The sequence below is a fragment of the Agromyces sp. NPDC058110 genome (genome assembly GCF_042884735.1).
Classification (GTDB): domain Bacteria; phylum Actinomycetota; class Actinomycetes; order Actinomycetales; family Microbacteriaceae; genus Agromyces.
In genome coordinates this window covers 202,722-218,534 of the sequence record NZ_JBHVTI010000007.1, presented here as the reverse complement: position 1 = coordinate 218,534, position 15,813 = coordinate 202,722, and the positions used below count along the sequence as shown (strand labels likewise).

General features: G+C 72.4%; 15 protein-coding genes. 6 read left to right on the top strand and 9 right to left on the bottom strand.

All coding sequences use genetic code 11. From position 1 onward, the window contains the following. Positions 1–66: 66 nt before the first annotated feature. Together ACFVS8_RS17945 and ACFVS8_RS17940 are read left to right on the top strand one after the other, a co-directional pair. Complete coding sequence (locus ACFVS8_RS17945; protein ID WP_387065415.1) at positions 67–1,659, top strand: AMP-binding protein; 1,593 nt, start codon at positions 67–69, stop codon at positions 1,657–1,659. A gap of 186 nt (positions 1,660–1,845) precedes the next feature. Next, positions 1,846–2,868 (top strand): DUF389 domain-containing protein, encoded by a 1,023-nt coding sequence (locus tag ACFVS8_RS17940; protein ID WP_387065412.1) that lies wholly within the window; start codon positions 1,846–1,848, stop codon positions 2,866–2,868. A gap of 58 nt (positions 2,869–2,926) precedes the next feature. Here ACFVS8_RS17940 and ACFVS8_RS17935 read toward each other — a convergent pair whose 3' ends face one another. Then, the gene (locus ACFVS8_RS17935; protein ID WP_387065410.1) at positions 2,927–3,460 is read right to left on the bottom strand and encodes an adenine phosphoribosyltransferase; all 534 of its coding nucleotides are present in this window, start codon (positions 3,458–3,460) and stop codon (positions 2,927–2,929) included. Positions 3,461–3,679: 219 nt separating this feature from the next. Between ACFVS8_RS17935 and ACFVS8_RS17930 the strand changes: the two genes are divergently transcribed. Then, positions 3,680–4,147, top strand: coding sequence for a DUF3817 domain-containing protein (locus ACFVS8_RS17930; RefSeq protein WP_387065407.1), 468 nt, complete (start codon positions 3,680–3,682; stop codon positions 4,145–4,147). 123 nt (positions 4,148–4,270) lie between these two features. Here ACFVS8_RS17930 and ACFVS8_RS17925 read toward each other — a convergent pair whose 3' ends face one another. The 5 genes from ACFVS8_RS17925 to ACFVS8_RS17905 all read right to left on the bottom strand — a co-directional run bounded on the left by ACFVS8_RS17925 (position 4,271) and on the right by ACFVS8_RS17905 (position 9,506). Further along, positions 4,271–5,470: an MFS transporter gene (locus ACFVS8_RS17925; RefSeq protein ID WP_387065404.1), complete on the bottom strand. Its 1,200-nt coding sequence runs from the start codon at positions 5,468–5,470 to the stop codon at positions 4,271–4,273. 182 nt (positions 5,471–5,652) lie between these two features. Continuing rightward, positions 5,653–6,666 carry an Lrp/AsnC family transcriptional regulator gene (locus ACFVS8_RS17920; protein ID WP_387065402.1) on the bottom strand — a complete coding sequence of 338 codons (1,014 nt, stop codon included), beginning with the start codon at positions 6,664–6,666 and terminating at the stop codon, positions 5,653–5,655. Positions 6,667–6,702: 36 nt separating this feature from the next. Next, positions 6,703–7,980 carry an amidohydrolase gene (locus ACFVS8_RS17915; protein ID WP_387065399.1) on the bottom strand — a complete coding sequence of 426 codons (1,278 nt, stop codon included), beginning with the start codon at positions 7,978–7,980 and terminating at the stop codon, positions 6,703–6,705. A 107-nt stretch (positions 7,981–8,087) separates the two neighbouring features. Continuing rightward, positions 8,088–8,717: a hypothetical protein gene (locus ACFVS8_RS17910; protein ID WP_387065396.1), complete on the bottom strand. Its 630-nt coding sequence runs from the start codon at positions 8,715–8,717 to the stop codon at positions 8,088–8,090. A 42-nt stretch (positions 8,718–8,759) separates the two neighbouring features. Then, positions 8,760–9,506: a DUF5058 family protein gene (locus ACFVS8_RS17905; protein WP_387065393.1), complete on the bottom strand. Its 747-nt coding sequence runs from the start codon at positions 9,504–9,506 to the stop codon at positions 8,760–8,762. Positions 9,507–9,808: 302 nt separating this feature from the next. Here ACFVS8_RS17905 and purL point away from each other — a divergent pair, with 302 nt between their 5' ends. Genes purL through ACFVS8_RS17890 form a run of 3 tightly spaced genes read left to right on the top strand, consistent with a single transcriptional unit; the run spans position 9,809 to position 13,429 of the window. After that, positions 9,809–12,148, top strand: coding sequence for a phosphoribosylformylglycinamidine synthase subunit PurL (gene purL / locus ACFVS8_RS17900; protein ID WP_387065391.1), 2,340 nt, complete (start codon positions 9,809–9,811; stop codon positions 12,146–12,148). A gap of 22 nt (positions 12,149–12,170) precedes the next feature. Continuing rightward, a complete protein-coding gene (locus tag ACFVS8_RS17895) occupies positions 12,171–13,181 on the top strand; it encodes a GNAT family N-acetyltransferase (protein ID WP_387065388.1) in 1,011 nt (336 codons plus the stop codon). Then, entirely contained in the window at positions 13,181–13,429 is a 249-nt protein-coding gene (locus ACFVS8_RS17890) for a hypothetical protein (RefSeq protein ID WP_387065385.1), read from the top strand. Before ACFVS8_RS17895 ends, ACFVS8_RS17890 begins: the two co-directional genes overlap by 1 nt. A gap of 3 nt (positions 13,430–13,432) precedes the next feature. On the opposite strand, the gene ACFVS8_RS17885 is transcribed toward ACFVS8_RS17890, so the two are convergent. The 3 genes from ACFVS8_RS17885 to ACFVS8_RS17875 are packed head-to-tail and all read right to left on the bottom strand — an operon-like array spanning position 13,433 to position 15,708. Beyond that, positions 13,433–13,852, bottom strand: a complete 420-nt coding sequence (locus ACFVS8_RS17885; RefSeq protein WP_387065383.1) for a pilus assembly protein CpaE — start codon at positions 13,850–13,852, stop codon at positions 13,433–13,435. Between the two features lie 31 nt (positions 13,853–13,883). Next, positions 13,884–14,492, bottom strand: coding sequence for a hypothetical protein (locus ACFVS8_RS17880; RefSeq protein WP_387065381.1), 609 nt, complete (start codon positions 14,490–14,492; stop codon positions 13,884–13,886). Positions 14,493–14,532: 40 nt separating this feature from the next. Continuing rightward, positions 14,533–15,708, bottom strand: coding sequence for an alcohol dehydrogenase catalytic domain-containing protein (locus ACFVS8_RS17875; RefSeq protein ID WP_387065378.1), 1,176 nt, complete (start codon positions 15,706–15,708; stop codon positions 14,533–14,535). Positions 15,709–15,813 lie beyond the last annotated feature (105 nt).

The window sequence follows — 15,813 nt, the reverse complement described above, 5'->3', positions numbered from 1 at the left end:
ATCCGCTCTTCCTTCCTCGGGGTCGATGACGGAGGATTGCTGCACCCGCAGATCGAAGGAGATCAGATGGCCCGCAGTCCGCACCCCGATGCGACGATTCCAGCCCAGTCCGTGTTCGAGTTCCTGTTCGGAGACCTCGACGAGTCGGACCTCGACTCGGTCGCGATCGTCGACGGCACGAGCGGGGCGACCACCACGTACCGACAGCTCGTCGGGCAGGTAGAGCTGCTCGCCGGAGCGCTGGCCGCGCGCGGCGTCGGCGTCGGCGACGTCGTCGCGCTGCTGTGCCCCAACGTGCCGGCGTTCGCGACCGTCTTCCACGGCATCCTGCGCTCGGGTGCGACGGCCACGACCATGAACTCGCTCTACACGGCCGACGAGCTCGCGAACCAGTTGACGGATGCCGGTGCCGGCTGGTTCTTCACGGTGTCGCCGCTGCTCCCCCAGGCGAAGGCCGCCGCCGCCCGCGTGGGCATCCCCGACGAGCGCCTCGTCGTGCTCGACGGCGCGGAGGGGCATCCGTCGCTCCGCGACCTGCTGTCGGAGGGGCACCCGGCGCCCGACGTCTCGTTCGACCCCGCAGAGCACCTCGCGGTGCTGCCGTACTCCTCGGGCACGACCGGGCGGCCGAAGGGCGTCATGCTCACGCACCGCAACCTCGTGGCGAACGTCACGCAGAGCATCGCGGCCATCGGGCTCGAGCGTGAGGACCGCGTGCTCGCCGTGCTGCCGTTCTTCCACATCTACGGCATGACGGTGCTGCTGAACTACGCGCTCAAGCGCCGCGCGAGCCTCGTGACGATGCCCAAGTTCGACCTCGTCGAGTTCCTGCGCGTCATCGGCGAGCACCGGGCGACCTGGGTGTTCATCGCGCCGCCCATCGCGGTCGCGCTCGCGAAGCATCCGCTCGTCGAACAGGCCGACCTCTCGAGCGTGAAGGTCGTCTTCTCGGGTGCCGCGCCGCTCGACGGCGCTCTGGCCGAACTCGTCGCCGAACGCCTCGACTGCATCGTGTGCCAGGGCTACGGCATGACCGAGACGAGCCCGGTGACGCACGTCATCGCCGTCGACCGGCCCGATCTCGACCGGTCGACCATCGGCCACCTGCTGCCGAGCACCGAGGCACGCGTGGTCGACGTGGAGTCGGGCGCCGACGTCGACGTGCCCGCCGAAGGCCCGAGCGAACCCGGCGAGCTGTGGATCCGCGGGCCGCAGGTCATGAAGGGCTACCTCGGCAACCCCGAGGCGACCGCCGACATGCTCGACGCCGACGGCTGGCTGCACACCGGCGACATCGCGACCGTCACGGCCGACGGCGTCTACCGGATCGTCGACCGGCTGAAGGAGCTCATCAAGTACAAGGGCTACCAGGTCGCGCCGGCAGTGCTCGAAGCGGTGCTGCTCGAGCACCCGAGGATCGCGGATGCCGCGGTCATCGGCGTGCCCGACGACGACGGCCAGGAGATCCCGAAGGCGTTCGTCGTGCTCCAGCAGGGTGCCGAGCTCACCGCCGACGAGGTGATCGCCTTCGTGGCGGAGCACGTCGCCCCGCACGAGAAGGTGCGCGCCGTGGAGTTCATCGAGGCCGTGCCGAAGTCGAGCTCGGGCAAGATCTTCCGCAAGGACCTGCGTGCGAGGGAGGCCGCGGCCGCGCGCTGACGGACGTCGCCCGGCCGGGCGCCCGAACCACGCCGCCCTCGCCCTGGTCGGCGGCCGGGCGGCGCATCCGCCGTGCCTGCCGGGCGGCGTGTCCGCCGTGCGCGATGATGAGCCCACGACCGGCGACCGGCAGGGCGGGCGCGGTCGGCGCAGGCCTCCCTGAGCTCCGAGACGATGGACAGCCAGATGACCGGTACCGCGAAGCCGAAGCCCCAGCTCAACGACCTCGCCTACATGCGCGACGCCGTGCTGTTCGAGGGCCCCCAGGCGCACCACAAATTCACGCGGTTCTGGCTGCTGCTCGTGCTCGCCTCGATCATCGCCTCGGCGGGCGTCGTCGCCGACTCCACCGCCACGGTGATCGGCGCCATGATCGTCGCGCCGCTCATGCTGCCGATCCAGGGCACCATGCTGGCCACCGTGCTCGGCGACCGGCGCGCGCTCATCCGCTCGCTGCTCCTGCTCGTCGCGGGCGCCGCGACCGCGGTCGCCATCGGGTTCGCGGTCGGGCTGGTCGTGGTGACCGACGTCGTCGCGGCGACCAACTCGCAGGTCGCCGGCCGCGTCTCGCCCGGCCTGATCGACCTGCTCGCCGCGCTCGCGACGGGCGTGGTCGGCTCGATCGCGCTCGTGCGCCGCGACATCTCCGACGCCCTGCCCGGCGTCGCGATCGCGATCTCGCTGGTGCCGCCCCTCTCGGTCGTCGGGCTCACGCTCGAGTCCGGCGCGCCGAACGAGTCGTGGGGCGCGCTCCTGCTGTTCCTCACGAACGTCGCGGCGATCATCGCCACCGGCATCGTCGTGATGGCCGTCTACGGCGCGGTCCGGCTCGCGACGCCGCCGCAGGACCGGGAGCGCCTCGCGAAGGGTCGGCGCAAGACCGTCATCGTGCTCTCGTTCATGGCACTGCTGATCGTGGTGCCGCTCACGATCACCACCGTGCAGAAGGTGCAGGCGTTCACCGAGCAGAGCCTGGTGCAGGATGCCGCAGACACCTGGACCGCCGACAGCGGGTGGGAGGTCGTCGACATCCGACCGGGCGACGCCGGCGGCGACGACGTGATCGTCGAGCTGCAGGGCGAGGGCGACGAACCCGCGCCGGAGGACCTCGCCGCCCTGCTCCGCACCGCGGGCGTCGACCCGGGCCGGGTGATCGTCGAGTACGTGCCGAGGCACACCGTCGACATCGGCGCACCCGACGCCGACTGACGCCGGCTGACGCGGCAGCGAGCGCCGCGCCCGCCGCGAACCGGGCGCCCCCGCCGGCTCAGTACTGCAGCAGCGAATAGACCTCGTAGCGGTCGCCGAGCGCCTCGCGCCCGCCGAGGTCGACGAGCTCGATCGCGACAGCGACGCCCGCGACCTCCCAGCCCGCGCGCTCGATGAGGCGCGCCGCGGCGCCGACCGTGCCGCCCGTCGCGAGCACGTCGTCGACGACGAGCACCCGGGTGCCGGGCGGCAGCTCGCCCTCGTGCACCTCGAGCGCGGCCGTGCCGTACTCGAGCGCGTACTCCTCGGTGAGCACCTTGCGCGGCAGCTTGCCCGCCTTGCGCACGGGCAGCACGCCCGCGCCGCTCAGCACCGACGCGGCACCCGCGAGCAGGAACCCTCGGGCCTCGACGCCCGCGAGCACGTCGAACCGATCCGCGAACGGCGCCGTCAACGCCTCGGACAGGGCGTGGAACGCCGGCCCGTTCGCGAAGACGGGCGTCAGGTCGCGGAACAGGACTCCAGGCTCGGGGAAGTCGGGGATCGTCGCCAGGTGCGCCTCGACGAGGGCGCGTACGTCGTGTTCGGTCACCGGTCAAGGGTACTCGGCACGCTCGGGCTGATCCTGAGCGCACGCGTCCGGTCATTCGCGGTCTCGTTCGGGCGCGCGGAACGACCACTCGACCGAACGGGCCCCGGGTTCGGGCGCCGGCCCGCGACATCCGCTCGCCCGATCTCAACCGTTCGACGGAGGCATCCGTTCAGGGCCGTTTGCGAACATGGAAGGACCCGACCCCGCTTGGAGCATCCCGTGTCACCGAAACGCCTGTACCGCACGTTCGCCGTCGCCGAGGCGATCACCTGGACGCTGCTCATCGCCGGCATGGTGCTGAAGTACGGCTTCGGCGTCGACATCGCCGTGACGATCGGCGGCGGCATCCACGGGTTCGTGTTCCTGGCGTACGCCGTCATCGCCGTGGTCGTCGGCGTGAACCAGCGCTGGAACGTCGGGCGCATCGCGTTCGCCCTGCTGACCGCGATCGTGCCCTACGCGACCGTGCCGTTCGAGCTCTGGCTGGTTCGCAAGGGACACCTCGAGGGCGACTGGCGCCGCGAGCGCGGCGACCACCCCGCCGACGGGTCGTTCCCGAACCGCGTGCTGCGGCTCGTGCTCGCGCGCCCGATCGTGTCGATCGCGGTCGGGGTCGTCGGCGTCGCGGCGGTCTTCACGGTGCTGCTCATGGTCGGCCCGCCCGTGCCGGCGCCGTCGGTCGGCTGACCGCCTGGCGGCGACCGCGCGTGCGAGAGCAGGAAGGCGCGGTCGACACGCCGCCGCGGTTCCTGTCTCGGAGCCCACCACGGCGCGTCTTCCTGTTCTCACGCCCTCGCGAGAGCGCGGGGCCTACTGCCCGACGCGGTTCACGAGCGCCGTCCACACGAGCGCGATCGTCGCGCACGCGAACAGCGCCACGAGCACCCAGGGCAGCGCCGCCAGCCCGATGAGGCCGTAGAGCGCCGCGCCGAGCAGCGCCCCGCCGCCGATGCCGGTGTTGAACGCGGTCGTGTAGAAGGATGCCGCGGCGTCGCGGATCTTGGCCGACGCCGAGTGCAGCAGCCGGGTGTTGAGCATGGTCGGCAGCGCGCCGAACGCGGTGCCGAAGAGCAGGAAGCTCGCGATCGACACGACGGGCACCTCGGGGAACGCGGCGAGGCCGGCCGCGCCGAGCGCCGTCGCGACCATCGCCACGACGAGCCCGATGGTGGGTCGCCGACCGAGCACCGCGCCCGCGAGCACGAGTCCGACCGCGCCGGCGATGCCGTAGGCGAGCAGCATGGGGCTGATCGCGGTCGCGGGCAGGCCCATGACGTCGGTCATGTACGGCGCGACGTAGGTGTAGAAGCTGTACATGCCGATCATCGCGGTCGCGGTGATGAGGCACACCACGATGACGGGCACGAACGTCGGGTCCGTGCGCACCCGCACCGGCGCGGCGTCGGCCCGGCCGGCGTGATGCTCGACCGGCGGGAGGAACCGGCCGACGAGCACCGCGCCGAGCAGCGTGAGGCCGCCCATGGCGGCGAACGCGATGCGCCAGCCGAGCGCCTGTCCGAGCGCGGTGCCGAGCGGCACGCCGAGCACGAAGGCGGCCGAGCCTCCGGCGACGGTGAGCGAGACGGCGCGCGCGAGCTGCTCCTTCGGCACCAGGTGCCCGGCGTACGCGCCGACCACCGACCAGAAGACGCCGTGGGCCGCGCCGCCGATCACGCGGGTCACGAGCACGGTCGGGTAGTTCGGGGCGATCGCGGTGAGCACGCAGCTGAGCGCGAGCACCGAGAGCGTGATGACGATCAGCCGGCGACGGCCGACGCGCTTGGTGAGGGCTGCGAGCGGCACCGTGAGCGCCACGACGGTCGCGGCGAACACGGTCACGAGCAGCCCGACGAGGGGCTCGCCGACGCCGAGGTCGCGGCTCATGTCGGGCAGCAGGCCCGTCGGGAGCATCTCGATCGTGACCGAGAGGAAGACGGCGGCGGAGAGCACGATGAGCCCCAGCCAGGGGAACGGCGGGGCAGGGTGGACGGTGGGGATCGAAGAGGTCATGTGATGCGCCTGATCGGACGTCTCCCGAGGCGGCGCGGTGCGGGGCTCCGCGAAGTGCGCGAACGGCGACGGGGACTGCGCGCCGATGTGCGCGCCCAGGGCCGCCGGGATCCGGCGACCGCCGCCAGTCTACCGAACCGCCCCGAGCGGATGCCCCGAGCGGATGCCGGGACATCCGCGCGTCAGGCGGAGGCCTCGCGGTCGGCCCACGCGTACGACACGTCGGTCGGCAGCTCGTCGACGAACCGCACCGCCGAGCGCTTGATGCTCTCCGCGACATGGTCGAGGCGGATCGGCTCGACGGAGGGGAACTCCTCGGCGACCTCGCGGAGAGCCCGCTCGAGGGCGGTCGAGCTGCTCGCGACGAGGTTCGCGGTCACGGTCGCCCCGGTCACGGCGCAGACGCGCGTCATCGGCAGCGACGAGAGCCGGTCGGCGAGCGCGTCGAGCTCGGCGAGGCGGGGCGTGAGACGCACGTGCACCTCGGTCGCGAGGCCGAGCACGACGGGACTCACGACGCCGCGGATGTAGATCTGGCCCGATGCCCTCGCCTTCTCGATCCAGGTGCCGATCGTGGCCTTCGACACCGACAGCCGACGGGCCAGCGACTCGGCCGTCGCCCGACCGTCGTGCGCCATGGCCTCGAGCAGGGACCGCGTCGTCTGGTCGAGCTCGACCTCCTCGGAGAACAGGTTGGCGCGTTCGTCGAGCTCGCCGAGCTGCTCCTGCTGCTCGGCGGTCAGCACGTCGGGGCGCCATCCCGACGAGGTGCGGTGGTACCGCGAGATCGGCTCGACCCGGTAGTCGACGACGCCGGGCATCGACCCGAGCCCGTCGGCGAGGAACCCCGGCAGCTCACCGGGCCGCACGTACGCCTCGCCGATGCAGGCGCTCGACGACGAGAGGATCGACACCCACGGCACGTCCTCGCGGGCCGCGAGCGCCTCGGCGACGGATCGCAGCTCGCCCGGCGTGGCCGAGACCCGCAGCACGTACCCCTCGCGGCCGACGCCCGACCGCGGGTTCGGAATGGCGAGCACGCGCACGACGCCGCTCTCGAGCAGGCGGGCGCCGCGGCGGGCGACGCTGCGCTCGGGCTCCCCGATCGCCGCGGCGATGCGGCGCCACGGCGCCCGGCCGTCCTGCACGAGCGCCGCGGCGATGCGGCGGTCCACGTCATCGAGTGCGATCGGCATGCTGCGAGTCTTCCCGACGCGAGGCCCCGGCGCGAGTCAGCGCGCGGTTCCCACGTAGTGCAGGATGCCGGCCATGGCCGCGCGGGCGCCGGTGACGACCGCGCCGCGGGCGTCGGGCCTGAAGAACGGCGAGTGGTTCGCGGCGGGCATCTCGCCGGTCGCGAACGACGCGAGCGGGAGGCATCCGAAGCCCCAGAACACGACCGGCACGCCGATCGCGTCGCCGAGCCACCCGGCGTCCTCGGAGCCCATGCCCATCTTCTCGTCGACGACCCGGCCCACGCCGAACTCGGCCTCGAGCGCGCCCTTCATGGCGAACGTGTGCTCGGGGTCGTTGTAGAGGCGCGGGAAGCTGTTGATCCACTCGACCGTGGGTTCGGGAGCACGGGATGCCGCGGCCTCGGCCGAGATGATGCGGCGGATGGCCTCGATCACCTGGTCGCGGGTCGCCTCGTCGGGCGTGCGCACGTTGAGCGTGAACTCCGCCGCCGCGGGGATGATGTTCTCCTTGAGGCCGGCGTGGAACGTGCCGACCGTGACGACGACCGGCACCCGGGGCGAGGTCTCGCGCGACACGATCGTCTGCAGGCGCGTGACCATCGACGCCCCGAGCACGATCGGGTCGATCGACGATTCGGGCGACGAGCCGTGCGCCTGCTTGCCGTGCACGGTGACGCGCAGCGAGTCGCCGAGCATGGCCATCGAGCCCTCGGAGATGAACACCACGTTCTCGGGCAGCGGGCCCACGTGCTGGGCGAGCACGACGCTCGGCTTCGGCGCCTGCTCCCACAGTCCGTCGTCGATCATGGCCTTCGCGCCCGCGGCGGTCTCCTCAGCCGGCTGGAAGACGAACACCACGGTGCCCGCCCAGGCGCTCCGGCGTTCGAGCAGCAACTGCACGGCGCCGAGTGCGGCGGTGACGTGCGTGTCGTGTCCGCACCCGTGCATGACGGGGGCGATGTCGCCGTTCGGGAGCGTGCCGGTGGCCTCGCTCGCGTAGTCGAGCCCGGTCTGTTCGAGGATCGGCAGCCCGTCGGTGTCGGCGCGGAAGGCGATGACCGGGCCATCGCCGTTCTCGAGCACGGCGACGACGCCGGTGCCGCCCGAGACGAACGACTCGACGCCGAGCTCGGCGAGGCGCGTGCGGATGAAGGCGGCGGTCTCGTGCTCGCACGAGGAGAGCTCGGGGTGCGCGTGCAGGTGCCGGTAGATCTCGATGTGCTCCTCGATGAACTCCTCCGAGAGCTCGGTGGGGTTCGAGGCCTCGGCCGCGTCGGTGAGGGCGGCGAGGGCGGTGGCGAACGGGTCGCTCATGGGTCTTCCTTCTGTTCGGTGCGGTCGTGCGGTTCGGTGCGGTCAAGCGGTTCGGTGCGGTCGCGCGTGCGGGTGCGGGCGTCGCGGGTGCGGTCGCGCGGCGTGCGTCAGTCGGAGAGGCCGGCGGCGGCCGTCTCCTCGAGGGCCTCCTCACGGGCTTCCTCGGGCGTGGCCCGCTTCGACCTCGGCTTGATCAGGAACGACAGGAGCTGCGGCACCATCGCCCCGAAGACGGCCGGGAGGATGAACGTCTGCACGGTCGAGATGACCTCGGCGGGGATGAGGTTGAGCAGCCAGGTGCCGAGCAGGCCCACGAGCACCACCAGCGTGATGATGTGCACGATGACGGCGCCGATGATCGCGGCGCCCGAGACGAACTCGGCGCGCTTCGTGCCGGCCTTCACGCCGAGCTTGTTCTGCGCGACGATGCTGGCCGGCAGGAGCTTGTTGCCGATGTTGCCGATCATGAACGCCTGGTACATGGCCGACTTGCCGAGGATCGGGTAGTACATGATCGGTTCGACGATCGCGCCGACGCCGAGCAGCACCGCGACCGAGCCGACGGCCGTCCAGAACTCGCCGGCGGTGACGCCGACTCCCGTTCCGAAGGCCATGAAGAGGGCGGCCGCGATCGTGACGATCAGGCCGAGGCAGAGGGTGATGGGCCCCCAGATCGAGGTCGTGCGGTCGAAGTCCGCGATGCTGCCGCGTGCGGGGATGGAGGTGCCGTGTGCCATGGAGGATGCCTTTCCGGGTGCTTCGTCGTCAGGAGGTCTGGGTCAGGCGGCCGCGGCCATGCCGGCGCCGACGAGCAGGGAGCCGAAGATGGCGATGCCGAGCCCCCACTCGCGCAGCCAGTGCACCCCCCACTTCGTGGCGATGAACAGGCAGGCGCCGCCGATGATCGCGCTCGCGAGCAGCACCGCGCCGTTGACGGGCGACTTGCCGAGCTCCCCGACGATGAGGAATGCGAATGCGAGCGGCAGCACCACGAGCGGGGCGATGGTCAGCACCTTGCCGACCTTGGGGTTCACCTTGCGGAGCGCGGTGCTCGTCTTGTTGAACAGCGGCGTGATGATGAGCGCCGCGGTCATCCAGAGCACGCCGAGCACGCACATCGACGCGAAGGCGACCGCGAAGACCTTGGCGGTGTAGTCCTCGCCGCCGAGGGATGCGCCGAGCGAGGAGGCGCCGATGCCCGCGGCGGCGACGTCGTAGGGCGCCGAGCCGACGAGGCCGATGCGGGCGAGCACGGCCGGCGTGCCGAACAGCGGCAGCAGCGAGAGCGCGACGAGCGCGACGGCGAGCGACGGGCCGATCGCGGCGACCGCGCCGGTCTTCACCGCCTGGCTCACCTCCTGCTGGGTGAGCTCCGCGGCCTCGGCCGAGCGGCGGATCGCCCGCAGGTAGATCACGGACTGCAGCACGATGACCGCGAAGACGGCGATCGCGAGCACCCAGAGCACGGGGTGGAACGCGATGGCGTGCAGCTCGCCGTCTGCCGCGGGAACGATGGTGGGGGACATGTGCTGGGGTACTCCGATCTCCGTTGACCGATACATCCGATGGTGATGGGACTCTACGGCCGTAAGTGTGAAATTCAAAGACTTTCGTGGCTGTAATTTCACAGTTCATTCGTTTCCGTGGCCGACCTCGCAAGTAAATTCCCGATTACGGGCGCATCCTCCGGCCCGGTCGTGTCGCTCCGCGAGGCCGTCCGGCCGCCCGGCCGCCGGCCGCGTCGGGCCGACCTGGCTGCCGGTAGACTTGCTGGGTCAGGCATCCGCCCGCGGCATCCGCTCGCCGCCCATCTTGGAGTTCGCCACTCGTGACCACTGAAACCACCGCCACGACCGCTGCCCAGACCCCGAACGCGCCGGTGCTCGACACCGTCGAGGTCGCCGCAGCCACTCCCGAGAAGGAGCAGCCGTACGCCGCACTGGGCCTGAAGCCCGACGAGTACGAGCGCATCCGCAACATCCTCGGCCGCCGCCCGACGAGCGCCGAGCTCGCGATGTACTCCGTCATGTGGAGCGAGCACTGCTCCTACAAGTCGTCGAAGATCTACCTGAAGCAGTTCGGCAAGAAGGTCACGCCCGACATGAAGCAGCACCTCATGGTGGGCATGGGCGAGAACGCGGGCGTGCTCGACATCGGCGAGGGCTGGGCCGTCACCTTCAAGATCGAGTCGCACAACCACCCGAGCTACATCGAGCCGTTCCAGGGCGCCGCGACCGGCGTCGGCGGCATCGTGCGCGACATCATCTCGATGGGTGCGCGCCCCGTGGCCGTCATGGACGCCCTGCGCTTCGGCGCCATCGACCACCCCGACACCGCGCGCGTGGTCCACGGCGTCGTGAGCGGCATCAGCTTCTACGGCAACTGCCTCGGCCTGCCGAACATCGGCGGCGAGACCTGGTTCGACTCGGTCTACCAGGCCAACCCGCTCGTGAACGCCCTCGCGGTCGGCGTGCTGCGCCACGAGGACCTGCACCTCGCCAACGCCAAGGGCCAGGGCAACAAGGTCGTGCTGTTCGGCGCCCGCACCGGCGGCGACGGCATCGGCGGCGCGTCGATCCTCGCCTCCGACACGTTCGCCGAGGGCGGCCCGACCAAGCGCCCCGCGGTGCAGGTCGGCGACCCGTTCGCCGAGAAGGTGCTCATCGAGTGCTGCCTCGAGCTGTTCCAGGGCGACCTCGTCGAGGGCATCCAGGACCTCGGCGCCGCAGGCATCTCGTGCGCCACGTCGGAGCTCGCCTCGAACGGCGACGGCGGCATGGCGATCGTGCTCGACGACGTGCTGCTGCGCGACCCCACGCTCACGCCCGAGGAGATCCTCATGAGCGAGAGCCAGGAGCGCATGATGGCGATCGTCAAGCCCGAGAAGCTCGAGGGCTTCCTCGAGGTCGTGAAGAAGTGGGATGTCGAGACCAGCGTGCTCGGCGAGGTCACCGACACCGGCCGCCTCTCGATCATGTGGCACGGCCAGGAGATCGTGAACGTCGACCCGCGCACCGTCGCCGTCGACGGCCCGGTGTACGAGCGCCCCGTCGCCTACCCGACCTGGATCGACGCACTCCAGGAGGACTCGGCGGCCCGCCTCGACCGCCCCGCGACACCCGACGAGATCCGCGAGCAGTTCCTGAAGCTCGTCGGCTCGGCCAACCAGGCGGATGCCGCGTGGGTCACGAACCAGTACGACTCCTACGTGCTCGGCAACACGGCGCTCGGCGCCCCCGACGACGCGGGCATGATCCGCGTCGACGAGGAGTCCGGCCTCGGCGTCTCGGTCGCGACCGACGCGAACGGCCGCTACTCCTACCTCGACCCGCGCCAGGGCGCGAAGCTCGCCCTCGCCGAGGCGTACCGCAACGTCGCCGTCACCGGCGCGAAGCCCATGGGCGTCAGCGACTGCCTGAACTTCGGCTCCCCCGAGAACCCCGAGGTCATGTGGCAGTTCTCCGAGACCATCGAGGGCCTCTCCGACGGCTGCCTCGAGCTCGGCATCCCGGTCACGGGCGGCAACGTGTCGTTCTACAACCAGACCGGCGACGTGCCGATCCACCCGACTCCCGTCATCGCCGTGCTCGGCGTCATCGACGACGTCGCCCGCCGCCTGCCCTCGGGCTGGCAGGACGACGGCCACAACATCTACCTGCTCGGCGACACCGCGCTCGAGCTCGACGGCTCGGCTTGGGCCGGCACCGTGCACGGCCACCTCGGCGGCCGCCCGCCGGCGGTCGACCTCGCCGCCGAGAAGGTGCTCGGCGAGCTGCTCGCGGCTGCAGCCCTCGAGGGCCTCGTCGACTCGGCGCACGACCTCAGCGACGGCGGCCTCGCGATCGCGCTGGCCGAGGCGGTCTCGCGCTTCGGCGTCGGCGCCCGCGTGTTCCTCGGCGAGGTCACGGCCGACGCCGGCATCGACCTCGCGACGGCGCTCTTCTCCGAGTCGGCCGGCCGCGTGATCGTCACCGTGCCCCGCGAAGACGACGTGAAGTTCCGCGGACTCTGCGAGGGTCGCGGCTACCCCGTGCGCCGCATCGGCGTGACGGATGCCGCGTCGCAGGCGCTCGAGGTGCAGGACGCGTTCACCGTGTCGATCGACGAGCTCCGCGGCGTCAACCGCGCCCCGCTCGCCGACGCGTTCGGGCCCGTCGTCGGGTACTGACCGCGGCGACCCGGAGCCAGACGTGACCGACGGCCGTGGGCGGCAGGCGTACTCGCAGGAGTACGCCGCCGCCCACGGCCGTTTCAGTGTGATCCCCGCGGGCTACGTGTTCCTGTTCGACGACGCCGGCCGGGTGCTGCTCCAGCACCGCGCCGCGACCGGCTACTACGACGGCTGGTGGGGCGCGTCGGCCGCCGGTCACGTCGACGCCGGCGAGTCCGTCGTGCACGGCACCGTGCGGGAGGCCGCGGAGGAGATCGGCGTCGTGATCGCGCCGGCCGACCTCGTCCCGCTCACGACCATGCACCGCACCGGGCCGACCACGGCGTCGGTCGAGCAGCGCGTCGACTTCTTCTTCGCCTGCCGTTCGTGGGCCGGCGAGCCTGCGCTGCGCGAGACGAAGGCCGACGACCTGGGCTGGTTCGACCTCGACGACCTGCCCGATCAGGTCGTGCACCACGAGCGGTTCGTGCTCGAGCGAGTCGTGGCCGGCGACCTGGAGCCCATCACCTCCTACGGCTTCGAGGCAGAGCGCGTCGAGCCGGGGCGCGCCGGTTCCGCCGAGGCCGTCGCGGCCGACTCGCCCGCTGAAGAACGGGCGGATGCCGCATCCACCGGCCTCTCGTTCGGCGTCGCGCACCGCGACGACGTCGCCGAGCTCATCGCGTTCTGGCAGGTCGCGGGCGAGAACGACGGCCGCCCGACCGACACGCCCGAGGCCGTCGCCCGCCTGCTCGAACGCGACGCCGACGCGCTCATCGTCGCGCGCGACGGCGGCCGCATCGTCGGCACCGTCATCGCGGGTGTCGACGGCTGGCGGGTGCACCTGTACCGGCTCGCCGTCGCGCCGTCGCACCGCCGCCGGGGCATCGCGCGCGAACTCATGCGCCGTGCCGAGGCGCGCTTCGCCGCGTTCGGCGCGACGCGGGCCGACGCCATGGTGCTCGAGCGCAACGACCTCGGCCGCTCGCTCTGGACGTCGCTCGGCTACTCCGAGCAGCTCGACTGGCGACGCTGGGTGCGAGGGCTCTGATGGAACTGCTCATCGGTTGGCTCGCCGTCGCGTTCGCGCTCGCGCTCGTCGTCGGCACGATCGCTCGTGCGGTTCGGGCCCCGAAGGGCGGTCGCCTGCGCGCGGCCTTCTCGCCGTACGTCGGGGCGCTCGAGAAGCACCAGGAGCTGCACACCGGGCAGCGCGGGGTGCAGGACACGATGCTGGAGGCCGTGCAGGAGCAGGAGCAGGGCGGCGGGCACGAGCGCGACGCCGCCGACGGCCGCTGATCGTCAGCGCGAGCGGCCGATGAGCTCGAGCAGGGCCCGCCCGTAAGCCTCGGCCACCTCGGGGTGCTCGAACCGCAGCGCCGTGCCCGCGATCTCGACCTCGACCTCGAACGCGTCGTCGCGCCGTCTCAGGCTGCGGAACGTGCTGCGCAGCAGCTCGCGCAGCTGGTCTTCGCGGGGCAGCCACACCGCGTCGGCGAGGGTGAGCGAGTCGAGCGCCCACTCGGTCGTGCCGTTGAACCCGAGGATCGTGCCCGACGGCGTCGGGTGCGACTCGATCGTCATCTCGCTGACCGTGAAGACCTCGGCGTCGACCTCTGGCTCGACCTCGTCGGGCAGGTCGAGCTGGAACCGGTCGCCCGACGCCGGGTGCCAGACGAGTCCGGCGCCCTTGAGCGCGGTGGCGAGCTCCCTGCTGATCATCGTTCCCCCGATCCGGGGTGCCGAGCGGCACTCACGCGCGCTCGGGCGGGTCGGCGAGCAGCGCCACGCGTTCGCCGAGGTACCGGGCGAACGGCGCGAGCGCCTCGGGCGAGTTCGGGTTCCAGCGCACGAACACCTCGGCTCCGCGCACGACGAGCGGGTCGGATGCCGCGGCCGCCGCAGCCTCGTCGAGCTCGACGGGCCTGGCGTCGAACGAGACCGCCGCCCCCTCGGGGATGCCGCCCTTGACCGCCGCCGCGCGGAGCGCCCGCTGCTCGGCGACCGACTCCGCGGTGATGCTCTTGCGGGCCGCGCGCTCCGCGCGCACCACCCGGCCGGTCGCGAAGAGCCGGCCGTCGGTCGAGACGAGCAGCACGCCGAGGCGCCAGACCTCGCCGATGCGGGTCATGCGGGCCGCGCGCGGGATGCCGAGCACCCGACGCGCGGGCTCGTACTCGGCGAGCACCTCGGTGCGTGCGCCCGCGGCCGAGAGGCGCGCCGCGGCATCCGCCACGAGCGCTCCGACCAGTGCCGCGGCATCGGGGCCGGCCGACGTGCCCGGCGCGCCCGCGGCATCCGGAACCGTCGAGGGCGATGCCGTCGGATGGACGCTCCCGCCGGGGTCGGGGTTCGGGGTCATCCCCCAATGTTCCCTCGAACCGGACCCCGGCGGAAGCAGCTCAGTGGGCGACCCGCCGCCCCGGCGCGACGCCGACCCGGATGTGTCGGCCTGCCGCGGCCTCCTCGAGCGCCACGTCGAGCTTGGCCAGCGCGTGCGTCGAGCCGACGAGCTCGTCGAGCGGCAGCGTGCGCCAGGCCCGTTCGAGGAATGCGACCGCGCGCTCGAGATGGTGCGGGTCGTAGTTGTGCACGCCCGTGATGGTCACGAGCCTGCGCACGATCGACTCGGGATCGACGCAGAGCTCGGTGCCGCTCGTGACGCTGCCGGCGAGCACCGCGATGCCGCCGACGCCGAGCTTCGCGACGGCCGTGCGCACGCCCGAGGCGGCCCCCGACGCCTCGATCGCGACGAGCACCTCGCGCGCCTCGCCTCCGGCTGCTCCCCCGCCGAGCGCTGCCGCGAGCACGTTCTCGAGTCGCTCGCTCCCGTCGGCCCTGGCGCGCGGGTCGGCGCTCAGGGCGCCGAGCCTCCGCGCGAACGCCCGGCGCTCGGCGTCGGGCTCCGAGACGATCACGGTCGCCCCCGCGTCGAGCGCGAGCGCCGCCGCGCTGAGTCCGAGCATGCCCCCGCCCGTGACGAGCACGACCGCGCCGTCGAGGTGCACCCGGGCGGATGCCGCGGCGAGCGCCGCGACCGCGGTCGCCGTCGCGCACGAGGCCGGTGCCGCGATGACCGCCGGCACGTCTTCGGAGACACGCACGATCGCCGTGCCGGCGCGCAGCTGCACGTGCGTCGCGAAGCCGCCGGAGAGCTCCCATCCGCGGTGCACGCGCTCGTGGCCGTACTTGGCGAGCGTGCGGCACTTCTGGGTCAGCCCGCGGCGGCACCGGTCGCACGTGCCGCAGCTGACGGTGACCGACCAGACCACGCGGTCGCCGAGCTCGAGCGGCGACCCGTCGCTGCGCACCGCGCCGGCGCCGAGCGCGACGATCCGGCCGACCTGCTCGTGGCCGAGCACGAGCGGCGCCCGCGCCGGACGGTGGCCGAGCACCGTGTGCACGTCGGCGCCGCAGATCGTCGCGAGCTCGACCTCGACGAGCGCCTCGCCGTCGCAGAGGTGCACGCCCGGCACCGCGAGCGCCTCCTGCGCGCGGCCGGGCTCGTTCCAGACCATGGCGACGGGCGAGGGCTTGACGAGCACGTCGTGCTCACTCAGGCGGTCGACGGTGTGCATCGCGGCTGCCCCTCGCTTTCGTGGCCGATGCGCCCGGGGAGCGCGTTCTGTGCGGTTCGGGTTCCACCGTAGGCAGGCGCCGCCAACAGCATCCGTCGGCACGGT